This is a genomic window from Streptomyces sp. NPDC057271, from assembly GCF_042668715.1.
Lineage (GTDB): Bacteria > Actinomycetota > Actinomycetes > Streptomycetales > Streptomycetaceae > Streptomyces.
Genome location: NZ_JBHUYJ010000021.1, coordinates 18,520 through 36,458, shown reverse-complemented (window position 1 = coordinate 36,458; position 17,939 = coordinate 18,520). Strand labels below are relative to the sequence as shown.

Sequence of the window (17,939 nt, the reverse complement as noted above, 5' to 3'; positions counted from 1 at the left end):
AGCGATCGGGGCACGCCTCGTGCAGCCGTCGGCCGGTGTCAGCCGGCGCCGGGCGGTGGCATCCCGCCCTTGAGGCGGTCGATGTCCGACTGGCGGACCTGGATCACGAAGAGCGCGACGAAGAACGCCACAATGGCGAACGCCGCCGCCGTGATGAAGCCGGAGGACACGCCGGAGGTCAGGACCTGGTCGGCGTACGGCGGGGGCAGCTGCCCGGTCTTGGCGAACTCGGCCTTCTCCAAGGGGCCTGCCTGGGAGAGGAAGACGGGTACCTGTTCCTTCGCCTCGTTCCGGCTGGCCGTGCCGAAGACGGTCACCAGGATCGAGAGGCCGAGCGAACCACCCACCTGCTGCGTGGCGTTGAGCAGTCCGGACGCAGCTCCCGCCTCCCGCGGCACGACGTTGGACAGCGCCATGATGGTCAGCGAGACGAACATCAGGCCCATGCCCAGGCCGAAGACCAGGATCGGCCCCAGGATGCTGCCCAGATAGGTGGAGTCGACGTCGGTCAGGGTCAGCCAGGACAGGCCTGCCGCCGACAGCAGCGAGCCGACGACCATGAAGGGTTTCGGTCCGAACCTGGGCAGCAGTTGGGAGGCGAGGCCCGCGCCGACCGCGATGATCGCGCTGACGGGCAGGAAGGAGAGACCGGTCTTCAACGGGCTGAAGTGCAGCACGCCCTGCACCCAGAGCGTCAGGAAGAAGAACATCCCGAAGATCGCCGCGGCCAGACAGAGCATGATCGCGTACGTGCCCGCCCGGTTGCGGTCGGCGAACATGTGCAGCGGGGTGATCGGCTGCCGGGAGCGCCGCTCCACCAGGATGAACAGGATCAGCAGAACGACAGCCGCGCCGAAGGAGGCGAGCGTCCACGGGTCTCGCCAGCCTTCCTGGGACGCGCGGATGAACCCGTACACGAGCGCCACCATGCCGAGGGTGGAGGTGAACGCTCCGGTGAAGTCGAAGTGTCCGGGGTGCCGCTCGGATTCTTTGATGTGGCGGGGCGTGAGGAACACGATGAGCAGCGCGATGGGCACGTTGACGAAGAAGATCCAGCGCCAGTCGAGCCATTCGACGAGCAGTCCGCCGGCGACGAGGCCGATCGCGCCACCGCCCGCCGAGACGGCGGCGAACACGCCGAAGGCCCGGTTGCGTTCCGGACCTTCGTCGAAGTTCGTGGTGATCAGGGAGAGCGAGGTCGGGGAGGCGATGGCTCCGCCGACGCCCTGGAGGGCGCGGGCGGCGAGGAGTTGCCAGTCGTTCTGGGCCAGTCCACAGAGCAGTGAGGCGAATCCGAAGAGCAGGATGCCGAACATGAAGACGCGGCGGCGGCCGAGGATGTCACCGGCACGCCCGCCGAGGAGCAGCAGTCCGCCGAAGGTCAGCGTGTAGGCGTTGACGACCCAGGACAGGCTGGTCGTCGAGAAGTCCAGCGAACTCTGGATGTGTGGCAGCGCGATGTTGACGATCGTGATGTCGAGAACGACCATCAGCTGACACGAGGCGATGACGAAGAGGGCGATGCCCTTGCCGTCGCCCTTGTGCTTCTCAGCCGTGGTCCCCGCCGGGGTCGTCGGCTCGGGTGTACTCATGGCGCGTCGCGTCCTCGCTCTCTGAGGAGGCGTGGGCCGGTCAGTCCACCTTTCGACACTAAGCCCGGGTTGGGCGACTCTCCAGTTGATCAAGCGGGGCCCGTCACTCCAGGACGGCGAGTCCGTCCAGCTCGACGTGTGCCTGCTCGTCCCAGAGTCGTACGACTCCGATGACGGCCATCGCCGGGTAGTCCCGCCCGGCCAACCGCCGCCAGATACGGCCCAGTTCGTGGGCATGACGGCGGTAGTCGGCGATGTCGGTGGCGTAGACGGTGACGCGCGCGAGGTCGGCCGGGGAACCGCCCGCGTGCCGGAGGGCGGTGAGGAGGTTGGCGAGGGCCGTCTCGAACTGCTCGGGCAGCGAATCCCCCACGACCTTGCCGTCACGGTCGAGGCTGGTCTGCCCGGCGAGGAGGACGAGCCGCGAGCCGGTGGCGGTCACGGCGTGGGAGAAGCCGGTGGGCGGTGAGAGTTCGGCGGGGTTGTGCCGGTGCAGGCTCATGGCGTGGCCTCCTGGGACGGCGCGGAAGGCGTCTCGGCAAGCTTCTCGTACGGCAGGGTCGACGCCTGCCCCGGAGGCCGGTCCGGAGCCCGCGACGGCGTCCGGTCCGGGGTCCGTCGTGCTTCCGCCTTGTACAGCTCCTTCGCGATGATCGTGCGCTGGACCTCGGTGGCCCCTTCGTAGATGCGGGGGGCACGCACCTCCCGGTAGAGGTGTTCCAGGAGGTGGCCGCGTTGCAGCGCGCGGGCGCCGTGGAGTTGGACCGCGGCGTCGACGACGTACTGCGCGGTCTCGGTGGCGAGCAGCTTCGCCATCGCCGCCCGGCGCGGCACATCCTCCGCTCCCGCGTCGTACGCCGCCGCCGCGGCGTAGACGAGGAGGCGGGCGGCCTCGGTGCGGGTGGCCATCTCGGCGACCTGGTGGGAGACGGCCTGGAGGTCGCCGAGGACACCGCCGAAGGCGGGGCGGGCGGCGGTGTGCGTGAGCGTGGCGTCGAGTGCGGCCTGGGCCATGCCGACGGCGAAGGCTCCGACGCTGGGGCGGAAGCGGTTGAGGGTGGTCATGGCGACGCGGAAGCCGCGGTCCCGTTCGCCGAGGACGTCCGCGGGGCCGACGGGGACCCCGTCGAAGACGAGGGTGCCGATGGCGTGCGGGGCGAGCATGTCGAGGGGGCTGCCGGAGAGACCCGGGCGGCCGGCGGGGACGAGGAAGGCGGTGACGCCGCGGGCGCCCGCGCCCGGGATCGTACGGGCGAAGACGGTGGCGAAGTCGGCCTCGGGCGCGTTGGAGATCCAGCGCTTCTCGCCGTGCAGGCGCCAGCCGCCGGCGCCGTCCGGGCGGGCTTCGAGGGCGAGCGCGGCGGCGTCGGAGCCGGCGTCGGGCTCGCTGAGCGCGAAGGCGGCGACGGCACGGCCCGCGACGATCTCGGGGAGCCAGCGGGCGCGCTGTTCGGGGGTGCCGAACGCGGCGACCGGGTGCCCGCCGAGGCCCTGGAGGGCGAGGGCGGTCTCGGCCTCCGTACACGCGTGGGCGAGGGACTCGCGGAGCAGGCAGAGGTCGAGGGCGCCCGCGTCGAAGAGCCCGGCCAGCAGGCCGAACTCGCCGAGGGCGGCGACGAGGGGGCGGTTGACGCGGCCCGGTTCGCCCTTCTCGGCGAGCGGCCGCAGCCGGTCGGCCGCGAGGGCGCGGAGTTCCGCGCAGCGGGCGGCCTGCTGTGGATCGAGTGAGAATACGGACATTCGGACCCCTGTCCCGTTCGCCGACATCACTTCTATCGCGCACCGTTGACTGTCGTCACCATCACGATACGCTCGATGGGCGACCCCACGACGACAAGGGGACGAACTCATGGAGCTGACCCCCTCGGCCCACCACGACACCTTCGCGCGCGACCAGCTGCCGCCGCCGGACCAGTGGCCGCTGCTCCTCTTCGATCTGCCGGGGCTCGACTACCCGGAGCGGCTCAACTGCGGAGCGGAACTGCTCGACCGCACGGTGGAGCGGTTCGGTACGGAACGCCCGGCCTTCCGGGACAGCGACGGTCATGTCTGGACATACGGACAGCTGAGTGAACGGGTGAACCGGATCGCCCACGTCCTCACCTCCGACCTCGGCGTCCTGCCCGGCAACCGCGTGCTCCTGCGCGGCCCCACCACCCCCTGGCTGGCCGCCTGCTGGCTCGCGGTGATGAAGGCGGGCGCCGTCGCCGTCACCGTTCTGGCCCAGCAGCGTGCCCGGGAACTGGCGGTCATGTGCGAGATGGCCCGCTGCACGCACGCGCTCTGCGACATCCGTACGGTCGACGACCTGGTCAAGGCCGAGGTGCCGGGGCTGCGGATCACGGCCTTCGGCGGAGACGCCCCGGACGATCTGCTCACCCTCGCCGCCGGCCGGCCGGACACCTACGAGGCCGTGCCGACCGCGGCCGACGACGTGGCACTGATCGCCTTCACCTCGGGCACCACCGGGCGGCCCAAGGGGTGCATGCACTTCCACCGTGACGTGCTCGCCGTCGCGGACACGTTCTCGCGGCACGTCCTCCAGCCGGATCCGGACGACGTCTTCGCCGGCTCTCCTCCCCTCGGTTTCACCTTCGGGCTCGGCGGGCTCGTCCTCTTCCCCCTGCGCACCGGAGCCAGCGCGCTGCTGCTCGAACAGGCGGGGCCCAAGCATCTCCTGGAGGCGATCCCGGAACACGGGGTGTCGGTGCTCTTCACCGCGCCGACGGCGTACCGGGTGATGCTGGAGGAGCTGGACCGGCCGGGCGGCCCCGACGTCGGCGCGCTGCGCTCCCTGCGGCGCTGTGTGTCCGCGGGCGAGAACCTGCCGGCGGCGACCTGGAACGCCTGGTACGAGCGCACCGGCCTGAAGCTCATCAACGGCATCGGCGCGACGGAGCTGCTCCATATCTTCATCTCGGCCGCCGACGGCGACATCCGCCCCGGCACGACCGGACGGCCGGTCCCCGGCTGGCAGGCGCGGGTGGTGGACCGGGCCGGAGCCGAGGTGGCAGACGGCGAGGAGGGGCTGCTCGCGGTGCGCGGGCCGGTGGGCTGCCGGTATCTCGCCGATCCGCGCCAGAGCGAGTACGTCCACCAGGGCTGGAACGTCACGGGTGACACGTACGTCCGGGAGGCCGACGGGTACTTCCGCTATGTCGCCCGCGCCGACGACATGATCATCTCGGCGGGCTTCAACATCGCCGGACCCCAGGTCGAGGAGGCGCTCCTCGCCCACCCGGACGTGGTGGAGGCCGCGGTGGTGGGGCACGAGGACGCGATGCGCGGCCAGATCGTGGTGGCGTACGCGGTGGTACGGGACGGGGTGGCGCGGAACGCGGAGACCGCCGCGGCGCTGCGGGCGTTCGTACGGGCCCGGCTGGTGCCGTACAAGAGCCCCCGGAAGATCGTCTTCCTGGACGCGCTGCCCAGGACGGCCACGGGCAAGCTGCAGCGGTTCCGGCTGCGCGCGGACCCCGACGAGGCGACCACCCCCTAGAGTGATCACGTGGTCGAGCAGCACACCCCCCGTTCCCTGATCGTCTCGCTGTACGGCGCGTACGGCCGCGGCCTCACGCCGGGCGAGGACCCGTTGCCGGTGGCCGAGCTCATCCGCCTCCTCGCGGTGCTGGGCGTGGACGCGCCGTCCGTGCGCTCGTCGGTGTCCCGGCTGAAGCGGCGGGGCCTGCTGCTGCCCCGCCGGACGGCGGACGGGGCGGCCGGGTACACCCTGTCGGACGACGCCCGCCAGCTTCTGGAGGACGGGGACCGCCGGATCTACGCCCGTACCCGTCCGGCGCTCTCCGACGGGTGGGTCCTCGCCGTCTTCACCGTGCCCGAGGCCGAGCGCCACAAGCGGCACCTGCTGCGCTCGCGGCTCGCCCGGCTGGGCTTCGGCACGGCGTCCCCCGGGGTCTGGATCGCCCCGGCACGGCTGTACGAGGAGACCCGTCACACCCTGGAGCGCCTGGAGCTCTCCGCGTACGTGGACCTCTTCCGCGGCGAGCACCTGGGGTACGCGCCGACCGCGGAGGCGGCGGCCCGCTGGTGGGACCTGCCGTCGATCGCCAAGCTCCACGAGGAGTTCCTCGCCGCCCACGAGCCGGTCCTGCGTGCCTGGAAGGCCTCCCCCGGATCGGCGGAGGACGCCTACCGCGACTATCTGTTCGCCCTGGACTCCTGGCGCCGCCTCCCCTACGAGGACCCGGTCCTCCCGGCCGAGCTGCTGCCGCAGGACTGGCCGGGCGCCCGCTCGGCGGCGGTCTTCGCGGAACTCCACGAGCGGCTGCGGGACCGGGGGGCGGAGTTCGCGCGTCCGCCGGCCGCCGGGCCGGCGTGAGCGGGGAGGCGGACGGGGCGGTGGAGCCCGCGTGGCTGGTCGCGGCGAACGTGGTGGCGTGGCGGCGGTGGGGGGACCTCGGGCAGGAGCGGATCGCGCGGGAGCAGCGGCTCACCTACCCCGGCGGGCCCCACCTGGAGCCGTGTCTGTGCCACGCGTGTCTCTGCCACGAACGTCGCGGCGTCAGTTCAGGGTGAGCCGGGGCCTGGGCGCGTCCGTGCGGCCCGTCGGGGGTGTGCGGCTGCCTGCCCGGTACGGGTCCGGCCAGGGTGCCGCTCGGCCCTGGTAGCCCTGCTCGGCCGCCGCGTGCAGGGTCCAGTGCGGGTCGTAGAGGTGCGGGCGGGCCAGAGCGCAGAGGTCGGCCCGGCCGGCCAGGAGGAGGGAGTTGACGTCGTCCCAGGAGGAGATCGCGCCGACCGCGATCACGGGGACGGAGAGCGCGTTGCGGATCCGGTCGGCGTACGGGACCTGGTAGGAGCGGCCGTACTCGGGGCGTTCGTCGGCGACGACCTGGCCGGTGGAGACGTCGAGGGCGTCCGCGCCGTGGGCGGCGAAGGCGCGGGCGATCGTGATCGCGTCCTCGACCGTGGTCCCGCCCTCCGCCCAGTCGGTGGCGGAGAGGCGCACGGTCATCGGCCGGTCGTCGGGCCACACCTCCCTTACGGCGTCGAAGACTTCGAGCGGGAAACGCAGCCGGTTCTCCAGCGGGCCGCCGTAGGCGTCGTCCCGGTGGTTGGTCAGCGGGGAGAGGAATCCCGACAGCAGATAGCCGTGGGCGCAGTGCAGTTCGAGGAGATCGAAGTCGCAGCGGGCGGCGCGCCGGGCCGCGGCGGCGAACTCCTCCCGTACGGCCGCCATGCCCGCCCGGTCCAGGGCGCGCGGGACCTGGTTGACGCCCGGCCGGTAGGGCAGCGGTGAGGCGGCCGTCAGCGGCCAGTTGCCGTCGGGGAGCGGCTGGTCGATGCCCTCCCACATACGTCGGGTGGAGCCCTTGCGGCCGGAGTGGCCGAGCTGGACGCCGATCGCCGTGCCGGGCGCCTGGACGTGCGTGAAGGCGGTGATCCGGCTCCATGCCTCGGCCTGCTCGTCCGTCCAGAGGCCGGTGCAGCCAGGGGTGATACGGCCCTCGGGGCTCACGCAGACCATCTCGGTCATGACGAGACCGGCACCGCCGAGCGCCCGCGCGCCGAGGTGGACGAGGTGGTAGTCGCCGGGGAGGCCGTCCTCGGCGACGTACAGGTCCATCGGCGAGACCACGACCCGGTTGCGCAGGGTGAGTCCGCGCAACCGGAAGGGCGTGAACATCGGGGGCGTGTCGGGCGGGCAGCCGAAGTCCCGTTCCACGGAGTCGGTGAACCTCGGATCGCGCAGCCGGAGGTTGTCGTGGGTGACGCGGCGGCTGCGGGTGAGGAGGTTGAAGGCGAACTGCCGTGGCGGCTGGTGCAGGTAGCCGTCCAGCTCCTCGAACCAGCGCAGGCTGGCCGCCGCCGCGCGCTGCGTGGACTCGACGACGGGCCTGCGCTCGGTCTCGTACGCGGCCAGCGCCCCCGCCAGCGTGGGCTGCTCCTCCACGCAGGCGGCGAGCGCGAGTGCGTCCTCGACGGCGAGCTTGGTACCGGAGCCGATGGAGAAGTGCGCGGTATGGGCGGCGTCGCCGAGGAGGACGACGGTGCCGTGGGACCAGCGCTCGTTGACCACCGTACGGAATGCGGTCCAGGTGGAGCGGTTGGAGCGCAGGGTCCGGCCGCCGAGCACGTCGGCGAAGATCTTGGCGCAGCGGGCGGTGGACTCGTCCTCGTCCGTCTCGTCGAATCCGGCGGCCTGCCAGACCTCTTCGCGCATCTCGACGATGACGGTGGAGGCGTCGGAGGAGAAGGGGTAGCCGTGGAGCTGCATGACGCCGTACTCGGTCTCGGCGATCTCGAAGCGGAAAGCGTCGAGAGCGAAGTCGGCGGCGAGCCAGATGTAACGGCAGCGGTGGGTGGTGATGCGGGGGCGGAAGACGTCGGCGTGCGCCTCGCGGGTGGCGCTGTGGACGCCGTCGGCGGCGATGACGAGGTCGTGTGTGGCGGCCAGCTCGGCGGCGGGCGGGGCCTCGGTACGGAAGCGGAGCCGTACGCCGAGTTCCGCGCAGCGCGCGTGCAGGATCTCCAGGAGCCGGCGGCGGCCGAGCGCGGCGAAGCCGTGGCCGGAGGAGGTGAGGAGGTGTCCCCGGTGGCCGATGTGGATGTCGTCCCACCGGACGAACTCGCCCTGGAGGGCGCGGTGGACGGTGGGGTCGGCGTGCTCGATGCCGCCGAGGGTCTCGTCGGAGAGGACGACGCCGAAGCCGAAGGTGTCGTCGGGGGCGTTGCGCTCCCAGACGGTGACCTCGCGGGCAGGGTCGAGCCGCTTGAGCAGGGCGGCGGCGTAGAGCCCGCCGGGCCCGCCGCCGACGACTGCGACACGGAGGCTTCCCGCCGCACCGGCGCGCCGCCCCGGGCGGACCGGACCCGGCACCGCGGGCGCCTCGGACGCCGGCCTCTGCTCGGGCATGGTCAGTGCCCCGTCCACTTCGGAGGGCGCTTCTCCGTGAACGCGGCGTGGAACTCCGCGTAGTCCTCGCCGTTCATGAGCAGCGCCTGGGTGGCGGCGTCCAGCTCGACGGAGGCCGCGAGCGGCATGTCCAGCTCGGCGGTGAGCAGGGCCTTGGTCTGGGCGTGGGCGAGGGCCGGTCCGTCGGCCAGGCGGCGGGCGAGCTCGGCGGCGCGGGCGGGGGCACCGCCTTCGTCGGTGAGTTCGCTGAGCAGGCCGATACGTTCCGCTTCCGTGGCGCGTACCGGTTCGCCGAGCATGAGGAGCCGGGTGGCGTGGCCGAGGCCGACGACCCGGGGCAGCAGGTAGGCCGCGCCCATGTCGCCGCCGGAGAGGCCGACGCGGGTGAAGAGGAAGGCGAACCGGGCGCTCGGGTCGGCGATCCGGAAGTCGGCGGCGAGTGCCAGGACCGCGCCCGCGCCCGCCGCGACGCCGTGGACGGCGGCGATCACGGGAAAGGGGCACTCGCGGATCGCGCGGACCACCTGTCCGGTCATCCGGTTGAAGTCGAGCAGCTGGGCGGTGTCCATGGCGAGGGTGGCGCCGATGATCTCGTCGACATCGCCGCCGGAGCAGAAGCCACGCCCCTCGCCTCCGAGGACGAGGGCGCGGACGGCACGCTCGCGAGAGAGCTCGGCGAGCAGGTCGCGCAGGTCGGCGTAGGCGCCGAAGGTGAGCGCGTTGAGTTTCTCGGGTCGGTCGAGGGTGACGGTGGCGACGCCGTCGTCGACGGTCAGTCGCAGATGCCGCCAGCGCTCGGTGCGGGGTACGGAGCCGGTAAAGGGGCTCATACGGGACGCCCTCCCTTCCTCCTCCCTGGAGCGTATCACCGTGTTGTGACTGTCGTCACGAGTGCGCGATATGGCGAGGGGGGGCGGGTTCCGCGGCCGAAGGTCCCGCCGGGCTGGTGACCCTGGCCCCGCTCATGTGGTGACCCTGGCCCCGCTCAAGGGGGAGGGGGTGCCCATGGAGTCCGCCCGGCGGCTTCGTAAGGTGGAAAGCGGGTCGTCTCGGGACACGTAACTCCCCACGCCCCTCCCCCAGCCCTCCGCGAACGGACCTCCGCCATGCTCGAAGCCACCGGCCCCAGCTCGTGGCGCATCGAGCTTCCCCACAGCACGGCCGCCGTGCCGATGGCCCGTGCGCTGGTCCGCACGGCGCTCACGGACGTCGACGCGCCGGCCGACGGCGACACCGCCGAGCTGCTGACCGCGGAACTCGTCGCCAACGCCGTGGAGCACACCACGGACGGGGGTCCGATCGAGCTGGTCGTCGAGGTGCTGCCGGGCGGCTGCCAGGTCGAGGTACACGACGGGCTGCCCGCCCACCCCGCGGAGCTGATCGGGCCGGGGCGGGGCGAGGCGCCCGACCCCTGGCAGGAGCACGGCCGCGGTCTGTTCCTCGTCCGCGCCCTCAGCAGCGACTGCGGCCACCAGCGGCGCCCGGGGCGGTAGCGGCACCGCGGGCCGGAGCGGCACCCCGGGCCCCGGGGCCGCGCCGGCCGGGGCCGTATCGGCCGGGACGGGGTCGGTGGGGCCGTGCCCGGCGGGCGCCATCCCGCCGGAACCGTCTGGAGCGGGGGACGGCGGTGGTCGGGACCACGCCGGTCAGAGCCGCGTCGACGGGACCGTGCCCGGCCGTCCGCCCCGCCGCACACGCCTAGGTTCGGACGGCGCCGGTCCGGGCCGTATCGGCCGGGACCTCGCCGGCCGGGACCTCGCCGGCAGAGGGCGCACAGGCCGCGGGCATACCGGTCGGGGGCGTACCGGCCGCGGGCGTACCGGTCGCGGGCGTACCGGTCGCGGGCGTACCGGCCGCGGGCGTACCGGCCGCGGGCATACCGGTCGGGGGCGTACCGGCCGCGGGCGTACCGGTCGGGGGCGTACCGGTCGGGGGCGTACCGGTCGGGGCGAGGCGGGAGTTACGGCGGCTGTAGAACGTGTAGACCAGCGCGCCGACGGCCAGGAAGACCGCGAACTGGATCCACGTCGTCCAGCCCGTGCCCCAGATCAGGTACAGGCAGAAGCCGACGCCGAGCACCGGGCTGAGCGGATAGAGCGGCACCCGGAAGGAGCGGGACAGCTCCGGGTTCCGGCGGCGCAGCGCGATCACCGCGATGTTGACGACGGCCATGACCGCGAGCGTACCGATGGTCGTCAGACCGACCACCACGTCGAGCGTGGAGAACGCGGCCGGGACCGCGAAGACGCCGGCCACGATCCAGGTGTTGGCGACGGGGGTCGCGCTCTTCGGGGAGACCCGCTCGAAGATCCGGGGGACGAGTCCGTCACGGGACATGGACATCAGGACGCGGGTCTGCCCGTACATCACCGCGAGCACGACGGACGCGATCGCGACGACCGCGCCGAATGCGATGATCCCGCCGCCGACCGTCGACCCGGTCACCTGGTCGACGACGAGCGAGAGCGCGGCCGGCCGGCCGGCGACGTCGTCGGCGCCCAGCGCGCCGATCGCCGAGAGCGCCACCGCACCGTAGAGCACCGTGACCACACCGAGGCAGACGAGGATCGCGATCGGGATGTTGCGACGGGGGTTCTTGACCTCCTCGCCGGCGGTGGTGATCGCGTCGAAGCCGATGTACGAGAAGAACGCCAGCGACGCCCCCGCGGTGATCCCGGCGGCGCCGTGCGCCGCGAACGGCGCGAGGTTGCCGTCCTCGAAGGCGGTGAAGCCGATCGCGAGGAAGACGATCAGGATTCCGATCTTGAGGACGGCCATCGCGGCCGTCGCCCGGGCGCTCTCCCGGACGCCGCGCACCAGCAGGACGGCGGCCAGCGCGATGACGACCACCGCGGGCAGGTTGATCACGCCGCCGTCGCCGGGGCCGGCGGAGACCACGTCCGGCAGCCGCAGACCGACGAGGCTGTCGAGCAGCTCGTTCAGGTACTGGCTCCAGCCGACCGCGACCGCGGAGACCGACACGCCGTACTCCAGGAGCAGGCACCAGCCGACGAGGAACGCCACCCGCTCGCCGAGGCTCGCGTAGGCGAAGGAGTAGGAGGAGCCGGAGACGGGGATCGCGCCGCCCAGCTCGGCGAAGGAGAAGGCGGTGAACACGCAGGTGATCGCGGCCAGGACGAAGGACACGACGACGGCCGGGCCCGCCTCCGCGACGCTGTCGGAGAGGCCGACGAAGATGCCGGTGCCGACGATGGCGCCGATGCCGAAGCACACGAGCTGGAAGAGGCCCATGGTGCGCTTGAGGCCATGGCCTTCGAGGTCCGCGCCGGATTCGGCGATGAGCTGCTGGGGGGACTTGATCCGCGGCGCGGACGGGGACATGCGGGGGTTCTCATCTCTGGTCGGGCAGGGCGCACCGGGTGCGGACGCGCGAGTGGGGTCCGAGCGTGCGAGCTCGAACCCCACCATTCGATCCGATGGTAACCACGGGAGCGCATATACCCCCGATCGGACGTATCGCTATTCGGCGCCCGCCATGGTGGCGACGAGGACCGCCTTGATGGTGTGCATACGGTTCTCGGCCTCGTCGAAGACGACGGAGTGCTCGGACTCGAAGACCTCGTCGGAGACCTCCAGCTCGGTCAGACCGTGCCGGGCGTGGATGTCCCGGCCGACGGCCGTGCCGAGGTCGTGGAAGGCCGGCAGGCAGTGCAGGAACTTCACACCCGGGTTGTCCGTCGCGCGCAGGACGTCCATGGTCACGGCGTACGGCGCGAGGTCGGCGATCCGCTCGTCCCAGACCTCCTTGGGCTCACCCATGGAGACCCAGACGTCGGTGGCGACGAAGTCCGCGCCCCGGACGCCTTCGGCGACGTCCTCGGTGAGGGTGATCGTCGCACCGCTCTTCTCCGCGAGCGCGCGAGCCGAGGCGATGATCCCCTCGCTCGGCCAGTACGCCTCGGGCGCCACGATCCGCACGTCCATGCCGAGCAGGGCGCCGGTGACCAGGTAGGAGTTGCCCATGTTGAAGCGGGCGTCGCCGAGGTAGGCGAACGCGACCGCGTCGAGAGGCTTGTCCGTGTGCTCGGTCATGGTGAGGACGTCGGCGAGCATCTGGGTGGGGTGCCAGTCGTCCGTCAGACCGTTGAACACGGGCACGCCCGCGTGGGTGGCGAAGTCCTCGACCTTCGAGTGGCTGTCACCGCGGTACTCGATGGCGTCGAACATCCGACCGAGGACGCGGGCCGTGTCCTTGACCGACTCCTTGTGGCCGATCTGCGAGCCGGAGGGGTCGAGGTAGGTGGTGGAGGCGCCCTGGTCGGCGGCGGCGACCTCGAAGGCGCAGCGCGTCCGGGTCGACGTCTTCTCGAAGATCAGGGCGATGTTCCTGCCCCGCAGCCGCTGGACCTCGGCGCCCGCCTTCTTGGCCGCCTTCAGCTCGGCGGCCAGGTCGATCAGACCGCGGAACTCGTCGGCGGTGAAGTCCAGCTCCTTGAGGAAGTGGCGGCCGATGAGGTCGGTGGCCATGGGGCGCTCCTGGATACGGTCGGGGACGGCGAACATGTCAGCGACTGGAAGTCTATACGTATATCAGTATGGCTATACAGTGACGCCGCACACTCGTCGTCCTCCGTCCCCTCCCCGTCCGTTCCTCACACGGCGTCGCGCTCCACCGGGCAGCTCATACAGCGTGGGCCGCCCCTCCCCCGTCCCAGCTCGCTGCCCGGGATCTCGATCACCTCGATGCCCTGCTTGCGCAGATGGGTGTTGGTGGTCGCGTTCCGCTCGTACGCCACGACGACCCCGGGCTCGACGGCGAGGACGTTGCAGCCGTCGTCCCACTGCTCGCGCTCCGCCGCGTGGACGTCCTGCGTGGCGGTGAGGACACGGATGTCCTGGAGGCCGAGCGCGGCGGCGATCGCGCTGTGCATGTGCTCGGGCGGATGGTCGGTGACCCGCAGCGACTGGCCCTCGTCGCCCGGTTCGATCGTGTACGAGCGGAGCATGCCGAGCCCCGCGTACTGGGTGAAGGTGTCGTGGTCGACCATCGTCATCACCGTGTCGAGGTGCATGAACGCGCGCCGCTTCGGCATGTCGAGGGCGATGATCGTCCGGGCCGAGCCGGCCGCGAACATCCCTCGGGCCAGCATCTCCACCGCCTGCGGGGTGGTCCGCTCGCTCATCCCGATCAGGACGGCCCCGTTGCCGATCACGAGGACGTCGCCGCCCTCGATCGTGGACGGGTAGTCGGCCTGGCCCTCGGACCAGAGATGGAAGTCGCCCGCCTCGGAGCCGGTGAAGAGCGGGTGGTGCTTGTAGATCGCCTCGAAGTGGACCGTCTCGCGCTGGCGGGCGGGCCAGCGCATCGCGTTGATGGAGACGCCGTCGTAGATCCAGGCGGAGGTGTCCCGGGTGAAGATGTGGTTCGGCAGCGGCCTGACGACGAAGTCGTCCAGGTCCATGACATGGAACCGCACCGAGGTCGGCTCGCGGTGCTCGGCCAGGAACTCCCGCTTCGTCATCCCGCCGACCAGCGCCTCGACGAGCGCGGTGGCGTCCAGGGAGTCGAAGGCCGCCCGCAGGTGGTCGGCGGCGAGCGGACCGTACTCCTTCTCGTCGAAGACCCGGTCGAGGACGAGCTTGCGGGCGGCGGGCAGTTCGAGGGTCTCGCCCAGGAGGTCCCCGAAGAGATGGACCTCGACGCCCCGGTCCCGCAGGACGTCCGCGAAGCCGTCGTGCTCCTGGCGGGCGCGGCGGACCCAGAGCACGTCGTCGAAGAGGAGAGCGTCCTTGTTGGAGGGTGTCAGCCGCTTCAGCTCCAGATCGGGCCGGTGCAGTATGACGCGGCGGAGCCGCCCGGTCTCGGAATCGACATGGAATCCCATGCGCCCATCCTGACGGAGCCGGGCGGCTCGCGCGGGGTTCTCCCCTCACGTCACGTCAGGTCACGTCACCGAGTACGCGACGATGACGGCGAGGAGGGTGACGATCACGGCGACGAGGGTCAGGGCGACGAGCCGGGCGTCACCGCCGGAGGGTTCGTGCGGGGGCGCCGGAGCGGGGGGTACGGGAGCGGGGTGCGGCGGCGGGGGTACGGGAGGCGAGGCCGTGGGGGCCGTCGCGGTCGCCGGGGTCGCGAGGGGTGACGTCGGGGGCGGGACCGGGGCCGGGGCCGGGGCCGGGGCCGTGGCCGTGTCGGCCTCGTGGAGGAGCGCCTGCCAGACCTCCTCGGGAAGCCCCGGGCGCTCGCCCTCCACGATCTGGCGGTACGCGCCCCGTGCGGCCGGCACGTCACTCGTCCGCAGCCGCGACAGCAGCGCGACGAGAACGCCGACCGCGGGCGGGTCGCCCTCGTCGAGGAGGGGACGCACGGCCCAGCGGTGGAGGGCGGCCGCGTTGGCCGCGCGCTCGGACTCGGCGGGTTCGCCGGGCAGGGCGGAGCCAGGGGCCGTCACGAACAGCTCGGCGGCGAGGACGAGATCGCGGAACTCGCGACGCAGGGGCGGGGGCCAGGCCGGGAGACGGCGCGCGACCTCGTGCATGAGGAGGGTGGTGATCGGGTAGGGGCGACGACCCCGGAGCGCGGCAAGCAGCTCGGCGTCACCGGCGGCCCCGATGCGTGCCGCGTCCGCCGTCCCGTCGGCGACCCACCGGACGAGCCCGGTCTCGACGGCCTTCCCGCGCCGCCGCCACGACCTGACCGCCCGCCACCGGCCCTGCCCGCCCTCGGGCCCCCGCCACAGGGGCGGCACGACGGCCACGGGCACGGGCGCGGGGCCCGGACGACCGACGGGCGCGGGGGCCTGGCGGGGCGGGGTGGACGGCCTGTCGGGGGCCTCGCGGGGCGGGGCGGGGGAAGGCGCGTCGCGGTACGGGCTCGGGGCCTCCCGGGGTGGTGCGGAGACGGGCGCATCGCGGTACGGGCTCGGGGCCTCCCGGGGTGGTGCGGAGACGGGCGCGTCGCGGTACGGGCTCGGGGCCTCCCGGGGTGGTGCGGAGACGGGCCCATCGCGGTACGGGCTCGGAGCCTCCCGGGGCGGATCCTCCGGCGGCGCCGGCGGCCCTACCGGGGCTTCGCGGTACGGGCTCGGGGTCTCCCGGGGCGTCGGGGTGTCGCGGTACCGGCCACCGGTCACCCCGGTCGGGCGGTACGGGTCGGCGAGGTCTTGGGGGTCTCGGGGGTCCCTGGGGTCCCTGGGGTCTCGGGGGTCTCGGGGGTCTCGGGGGTCTTGGGGGTCCCCGGGGTCCCTGGGGTCTCGCTCCGGGGGCCTGTGCGCTTCGGGGACCGTGCGTGCGGCGACCGGGGTCTCGGGGGGGTCCCGGTACGGGTCGGGGGCACGGCGGTCCTCGTGGGCGGCGGGGCGCGGATCCCAGGTGCCACCGTCAGCCGGAGCCTCCGCGTCGGTCTCCGGCTCCCCCGTGCCCGTACGGCGGGCGCGGGTGGGCGTCGCCGTGCCGTCGAGGCGCTTCAGGGCGCGTTCGGCCCGCTCCATGAGCGGGAGGTCGCCCGCGCCCGGGACCTCGCGGAGTGCCGTCGCCACCCGGCTCTCCGGGCCGCCGCGCACATGGTGGTGGACCAGCCGCGCCGCCAGCTCCTCCGCACGGTCGCCGAGCCGCTCCAGCGGGTCCACGCGGCGCCGTTCCGTGTTCCGGCTCGCCGCCCCCGACCACTGTCCGACGAACACGAAGCGCAGCGAGGTCAGTTCCGCCGTGTCGTGACTCGCGAAGGTCCAGCGGCGCGGGCGCGGGACGGTGCCGAACATCCCGTGCAGCCCCCGCAGCACCGCGCAGGCGGTGTCGCCCCGCTCGTCCAGGAGCGTGAACCGGGCCTGGGGATGTCGCAGCAACTCCGCGACCGCTCCCGTGAGTTCCCGCTCCACTCCCGGCAGGGCCAGGTCGAGTACCCGCTGCCCGGTCCCGGCCGAGGCGGCGAGCACCTCCCTCGGCACCACGGGCAGCGCGCCGCGTACCAACCCCGACGGCAGCTCCGCCCCGTCCCAGTCCCACGCGTGCAGCCCGAGGCAGAACGCCGGGTCGAGCAGCTCCGCCGACCCCACGAGCGCGTGGCAGACCACCGACTCGCGCCTGCCGGCCTCCCGCAACGGCGTGCGGCGGATCAGCACGACGCCCGCGAGCTGCTCCACACGGAGGAGCGCGGGCCGCGTCTCCTCACCGTTCGCCCGCAGCAGCGTCCCGTAGATCCGGAAGAGCGCCTCCACCTCGTCCCGCGGCCCCGACCACGCCACCGGGCCGAAACCGGTGCTGCCGACCTCGTTCTCGCTGTCCCAGCGGAAGACGATCTGGTCCGCCTCGTCCTTCGACCGTGCCATCAGCCTCTCCCCTCGTTCGGATCCGCCTCGGGAAGCAGCCCGCACATGGCGAAGATGGACAGCAGCGGTGCGAGGACCCGGCGGGACCGGGCCCCGTGCGGGAACCGGTCTCCCCTCGCCTGCCCGCCGGTCGCCGCGACGAAGTGCAGCGTGCAGCGGGCGCAGTCGTCGAACGGTTTGAGCCAGGCGCGGCTCGCGTGGTGCGCCAGGAAGGCGTAGGCGTCCCGGCTCTCGGCCCGCAGGGCCTCCCGGTCGACCCGTGGGGGCATCGCGCGCCCCAGCCAGCGGTCGACGGCGGGTTCGAAGCGGACCAGGTCGGACTTGTTGACGGCGATCGCCGCCGGAGCGCCGACAAGTCCGCTGCTCAGCCGCTCCATCCGGTTGAGCACGGTCGTGAACGCCTCGTCGCCGAGGTCCCGGCGGGGCAGGCCGTCCTGCTCGCGGACGGGGTCGAGCGACGGCATCCGCAGCGCCCGCAGCGGGTCGAGGACGAAGACGAAGGCGTCGACGCCGGTCAGGAAACGTGTCACCTCACCGTCCTGGGCGAGGTCCTCGCCCGCGAGGTCGAAGAAGACGACGGGCCGGGGTGTCGCGCCCCGGGCGGAGACCAGCAGCCCGTCGGCGAACCGGGCGAAGGTCTGCTGGACGGTGCGGCCCAGCTGCCGCCCCTGTTGCAGGCTCTGTACCCGTTCCCGCAGGTACGTGCGGTGGGCGTCGGGGTTGAGCGGCAGGCACTTCAGGCCGTACGGCTCCAGGCCGCCCAGCTCGACCTCGCCGAGTATGGCCGCCAGCAGATGGGTCTTGCCGACGGACGAGCTGCCGACGAAGGCGATGGACAGCGGGTCGCCGCTGGTGAGGTAGGGGACGGGCAGTTCGTGCGCCTCGTCCCCCGGTCCGGCGTGCGGGCACAGGTGGTACGCCTTGCGCAGGATCTCCCGCAGGTGCGCGGGCCGGTGTTCGGCGCCGAGGTCGAGCGGGATCCGGTTGCCCTTGGCGTCGATGGTGACGAGCAGACTCTCGTCGTACTCCACGGGCAGCAGGCAGTGCGGACACATCCGCGCCCGGGACGGCGACGTCACGGGAGGGGCGGGAGGTGCGGGAGCCGGCGCCGGTGCGGGGGGCGGCGGATTCCGGTCGGACCCTTCTGTGCCGCCGAAGCCCGCGCGGAGCCGTGCGCGCAGC

13 protein-coding genes are annotated in these 17,939 nt (G+C 72.9%); 3 read left to right on the top strand and 10 right to left on the bottom strand.

Annotated features, from left to right (window positions below; all coding sequences use genetic code 11):
• Positions 1-38: 38 nt before the first annotated feature.
• The 3 genes from ACFUJR_RS12995 to ACFUJR_RS12985 form a co-directional block, all read right to left on the bottom strand.
• Positions 39-1,592 (bottom strand): MFS transporter, encoded by a 1,554-nt coding sequence (locus ACFUJR_RS12995; protein ID WP_383170415.1) that lies wholly within the window; start codon positions 1,590-1,592, stop codon positions 39-41.
• A 103-nt stretch (positions 1,593-1,695) separates the two neighbouring features.
• Positions 1,696-2,094 (bottom strand): RidA family protein, encoded by a 399-nt coding sequence (locus tag ACFUJR_RS12990; RefSeq protein WP_383170413.1) that lies wholly within the window; start codon positions 2,092-2,094, stop codon positions 1,696-1,698.
• Entirely contained in the window at positions 2,091-3,332 is a 1,242-nt protein-coding gene (locus ACFUJR_RS12985; protein WP_383170411.1) for an acyl-CoA dehydrogenase family protein, read from the bottom strand. Before ACFUJR_RS12985 ends, ACFUJR_RS12990 begins: the two co-directional genes overlap by 4 nt.
• A gap of 109 nt (positions 3,333-3,441) precedes the next feature.
• Here ACFUJR_RS12985 and ACFUJR_RS12980 point away from each other — a divergent pair, with 109 nt between their 5' ends.
• Both ACFUJR_RS12980 and ACFUJR_RS12975 read left to right on the top strand, forming a co-directional pair.
• Entirely contained in the window at positions 3,442-5,091 is a 1,650-nt protein-coding gene (locus ACFUJR_RS12980; protein ID WP_383170410.1) for an AMP-binding protein, read from the top strand.
• A 9-nt stretch (positions 5,092-5,100) separates the two neighbouring features.
• Positions 5,101-5,931, top strand: a complete 831-nt coding sequence (locus tag ACFUJR_RS12975) for a PaaX family transcriptional regulator C-terminal domain-containing protein (RefSeq protein ID WP_383170408.1) — start codon at positions 5,101-5,103, stop codon at positions 5,929-5,931.
• A 183-nt stretch (positions 5,932-6,114) separates the two neighbouring features.
• Here the strand turns inward: ACFUJR_RS12975 and ACFUJR_RS12970 are convergent, their stop codons facing one another.
• Positions 6,115-8,466, bottom strand: coding sequence for a bifunctional salicylyl-CoA 5-hydroxylase/oxidoreductase (locus ACFUJR_RS12970; protein ID WP_383170406.1), 2,352 nt, complete (start codon positions 8,464-8,466; stop codon positions 6,115-6,117).
• Positions 8,467-8,468: 2 nt separating this feature from the next.
• Positions 8,469-9,296 carry an enoyl-CoA hydratase family protein gene (locus tag ACFUJR_RS12965; protein WP_383170404.1) on the bottom strand — a complete coding sequence of 276 codons (828 nt, stop codon included), beginning with the start codon at positions 9,294-9,296 and terminating at the stop codon, positions 8,469-8,471.
• Between the two features lie 276 nt (positions 9,297-9,572).
• On the opposite strand from ACFUJR_RS12965, the gene ACFUJR_RS12960 reads away from it, so the two are divergent.
• Positions 9,573-9,959 (top strand): ATP-binding protein, encoded by a 387-nt coding sequence (locus tag ACFUJR_RS12960; RefSeq protein ID WP_383170402.1) that lies wholly within the window; start codon positions 9,573-9,575, stop codon positions 9,957-9,959.
• A gap of 205 nt (positions 9,960-10,164) precedes the next feature.
• Here ACFUJR_RS12960 and ACFUJR_RS12955 read toward each other — a convergent pair whose 3' ends face one another.
• The 5 genes from ACFUJR_RS12955 to ACFUJR_RS12935 form a co-directional block, all read right to left on the bottom strand.
• Positions 10,165-11,808 (bottom strand): amino acid permease, encoded by a 1,644-nt coding sequence (locus tag ACFUJR_RS12955; protein WP_383170400.1) that lies wholly within the window; start codon positions 11,806-11,808, stop codon positions 10,165-10,167.
• 138 nt (positions 11,809-11,946) lie between these two features.
• On the bottom strand, positions 11,947-12,954 hold the full coding sequence (gene argF / locus ACFUJR_RS12950; protein WP_383170421.1) for an ornithine carbamoyltransferase: 1,008 nt from the start codon (positions 12,952-12,954) through the stop codon (positions 11,947-11,949).
• A 125-nt stretch (positions 12,955-13,079) separates the two neighbouring features.
• A complete protein-coding gene (locus ACFUJR_RS12945) occupies positions 13,080-14,312 on the bottom strand; it encodes an arginine deiminase (protein WP_383170398.1) in 1,233 nt (410 codons plus the stop codon).
• Positions 14,313-14,372: 60 nt separating this feature from the next.
• Positions 14,373-16,757: a hypothetical protein gene (locus tag ACFUJR_RS12940; protein ID WP_383170396.1), complete on the bottom strand. Its 2,385-nt coding sequence runs from the start codon at positions 16,755-16,757 to the stop codon at positions 14,373-14,375.
• Positions 16,757-17,939 (bottom strand): ATP-binding protein (locus ACFUJR_RS12935; RefSeq protein ID WP_383450384.1); only part of this gene is annotated, 1,183 nt, incomplete at its 5' end. The genes ACFUJR_RS12940 and ACFUJR_RS12935, both read right to left, overlap by 1 nt.

Excerpts from the sequence above, each read along its gene's own strand:
- ACFUJR_RS12995 (WP_383170415.1), bottom strand. The coding sequence starts at position 1,592 with ATGAGTACACCCGAGCCGACGACCCCGGCGGGGACCACGGCTGAGAAG.
- ACFUJR_RS12990 (WP_383170413.1), bottom strand. The coding sequence starts at position 2,094 with ATGAGCCTGCACCGGCACAACCCCGCCGAACTCTCACCGCCCACCGGC.
- ACFUJR_RS12985 (WP_383170411.1), bottom strand. The coding sequence starts at position 3,332 with ATGTCCGTATTCTCACTCGATCCACAGCAGGCCGCCCGCTGCGCGGAA.
- ACFUJR_RS12980 (WP_383170410.1), top strand. The coding sequence starts at position 3,442 with ATGGAGCTGACCCCCTCGGCCCACCACGACACCTTCGCGCGCGACCAG.
- ACFUJR_RS12970 (WP_383170406.1), bottom strand. The coding sequence starts at position 8,466 with ATGCCCGAGCAGAGGCCGGCGTCCGAGGCGCCCGCGGTGCCGGGTCCG.
- ACFUJR_RS12965 (WP_383170404.1), bottom strand. The coding sequence starts at position 9,296 with ATGAGCCCCTTTACCGGCTCCGTACCCCGCACCGAGCGCTGGCGGCAT.
- ACFUJR_RS12960 (WP_383170402.1), top strand. The coding sequence starts at position 9,573 with ATGCTCGAAGCCACCGGCCCCAGCTCGTGGCGCATCGAGCTTCCCCAC.
- ACFUJR_RS12955 (WP_383170400.1), bottom strand. The coding sequence starts at position 11,808 with ATGTCCCCGTCCGCGCCGCGGATCAAGTCCCCCCAGCAGCTCATCGCC.
- argF (WP_383170421.1), bottom strand. The coding sequence starts at position 12,954 with ATGGCCACCGACCTCATCGGCCGCCACTTCCTCAAGGAGCTGGACTTC.
- ACFUJR_RS12945 (WP_383170398.1), bottom strand. The coding sequence starts at position 14,312 with ATGGGATTCCATGTCGATTCCGAGACCGGGCGGCTCCGCCGCGTCATA.
- ACFUJR_RS12940 (WP_383170396.1), bottom strand. The coding sequence starts at position 16,757 with ATGGCACGGTCGAAGGACGAGGCGGACCAGATCGTCTTCCGCTGGGAC.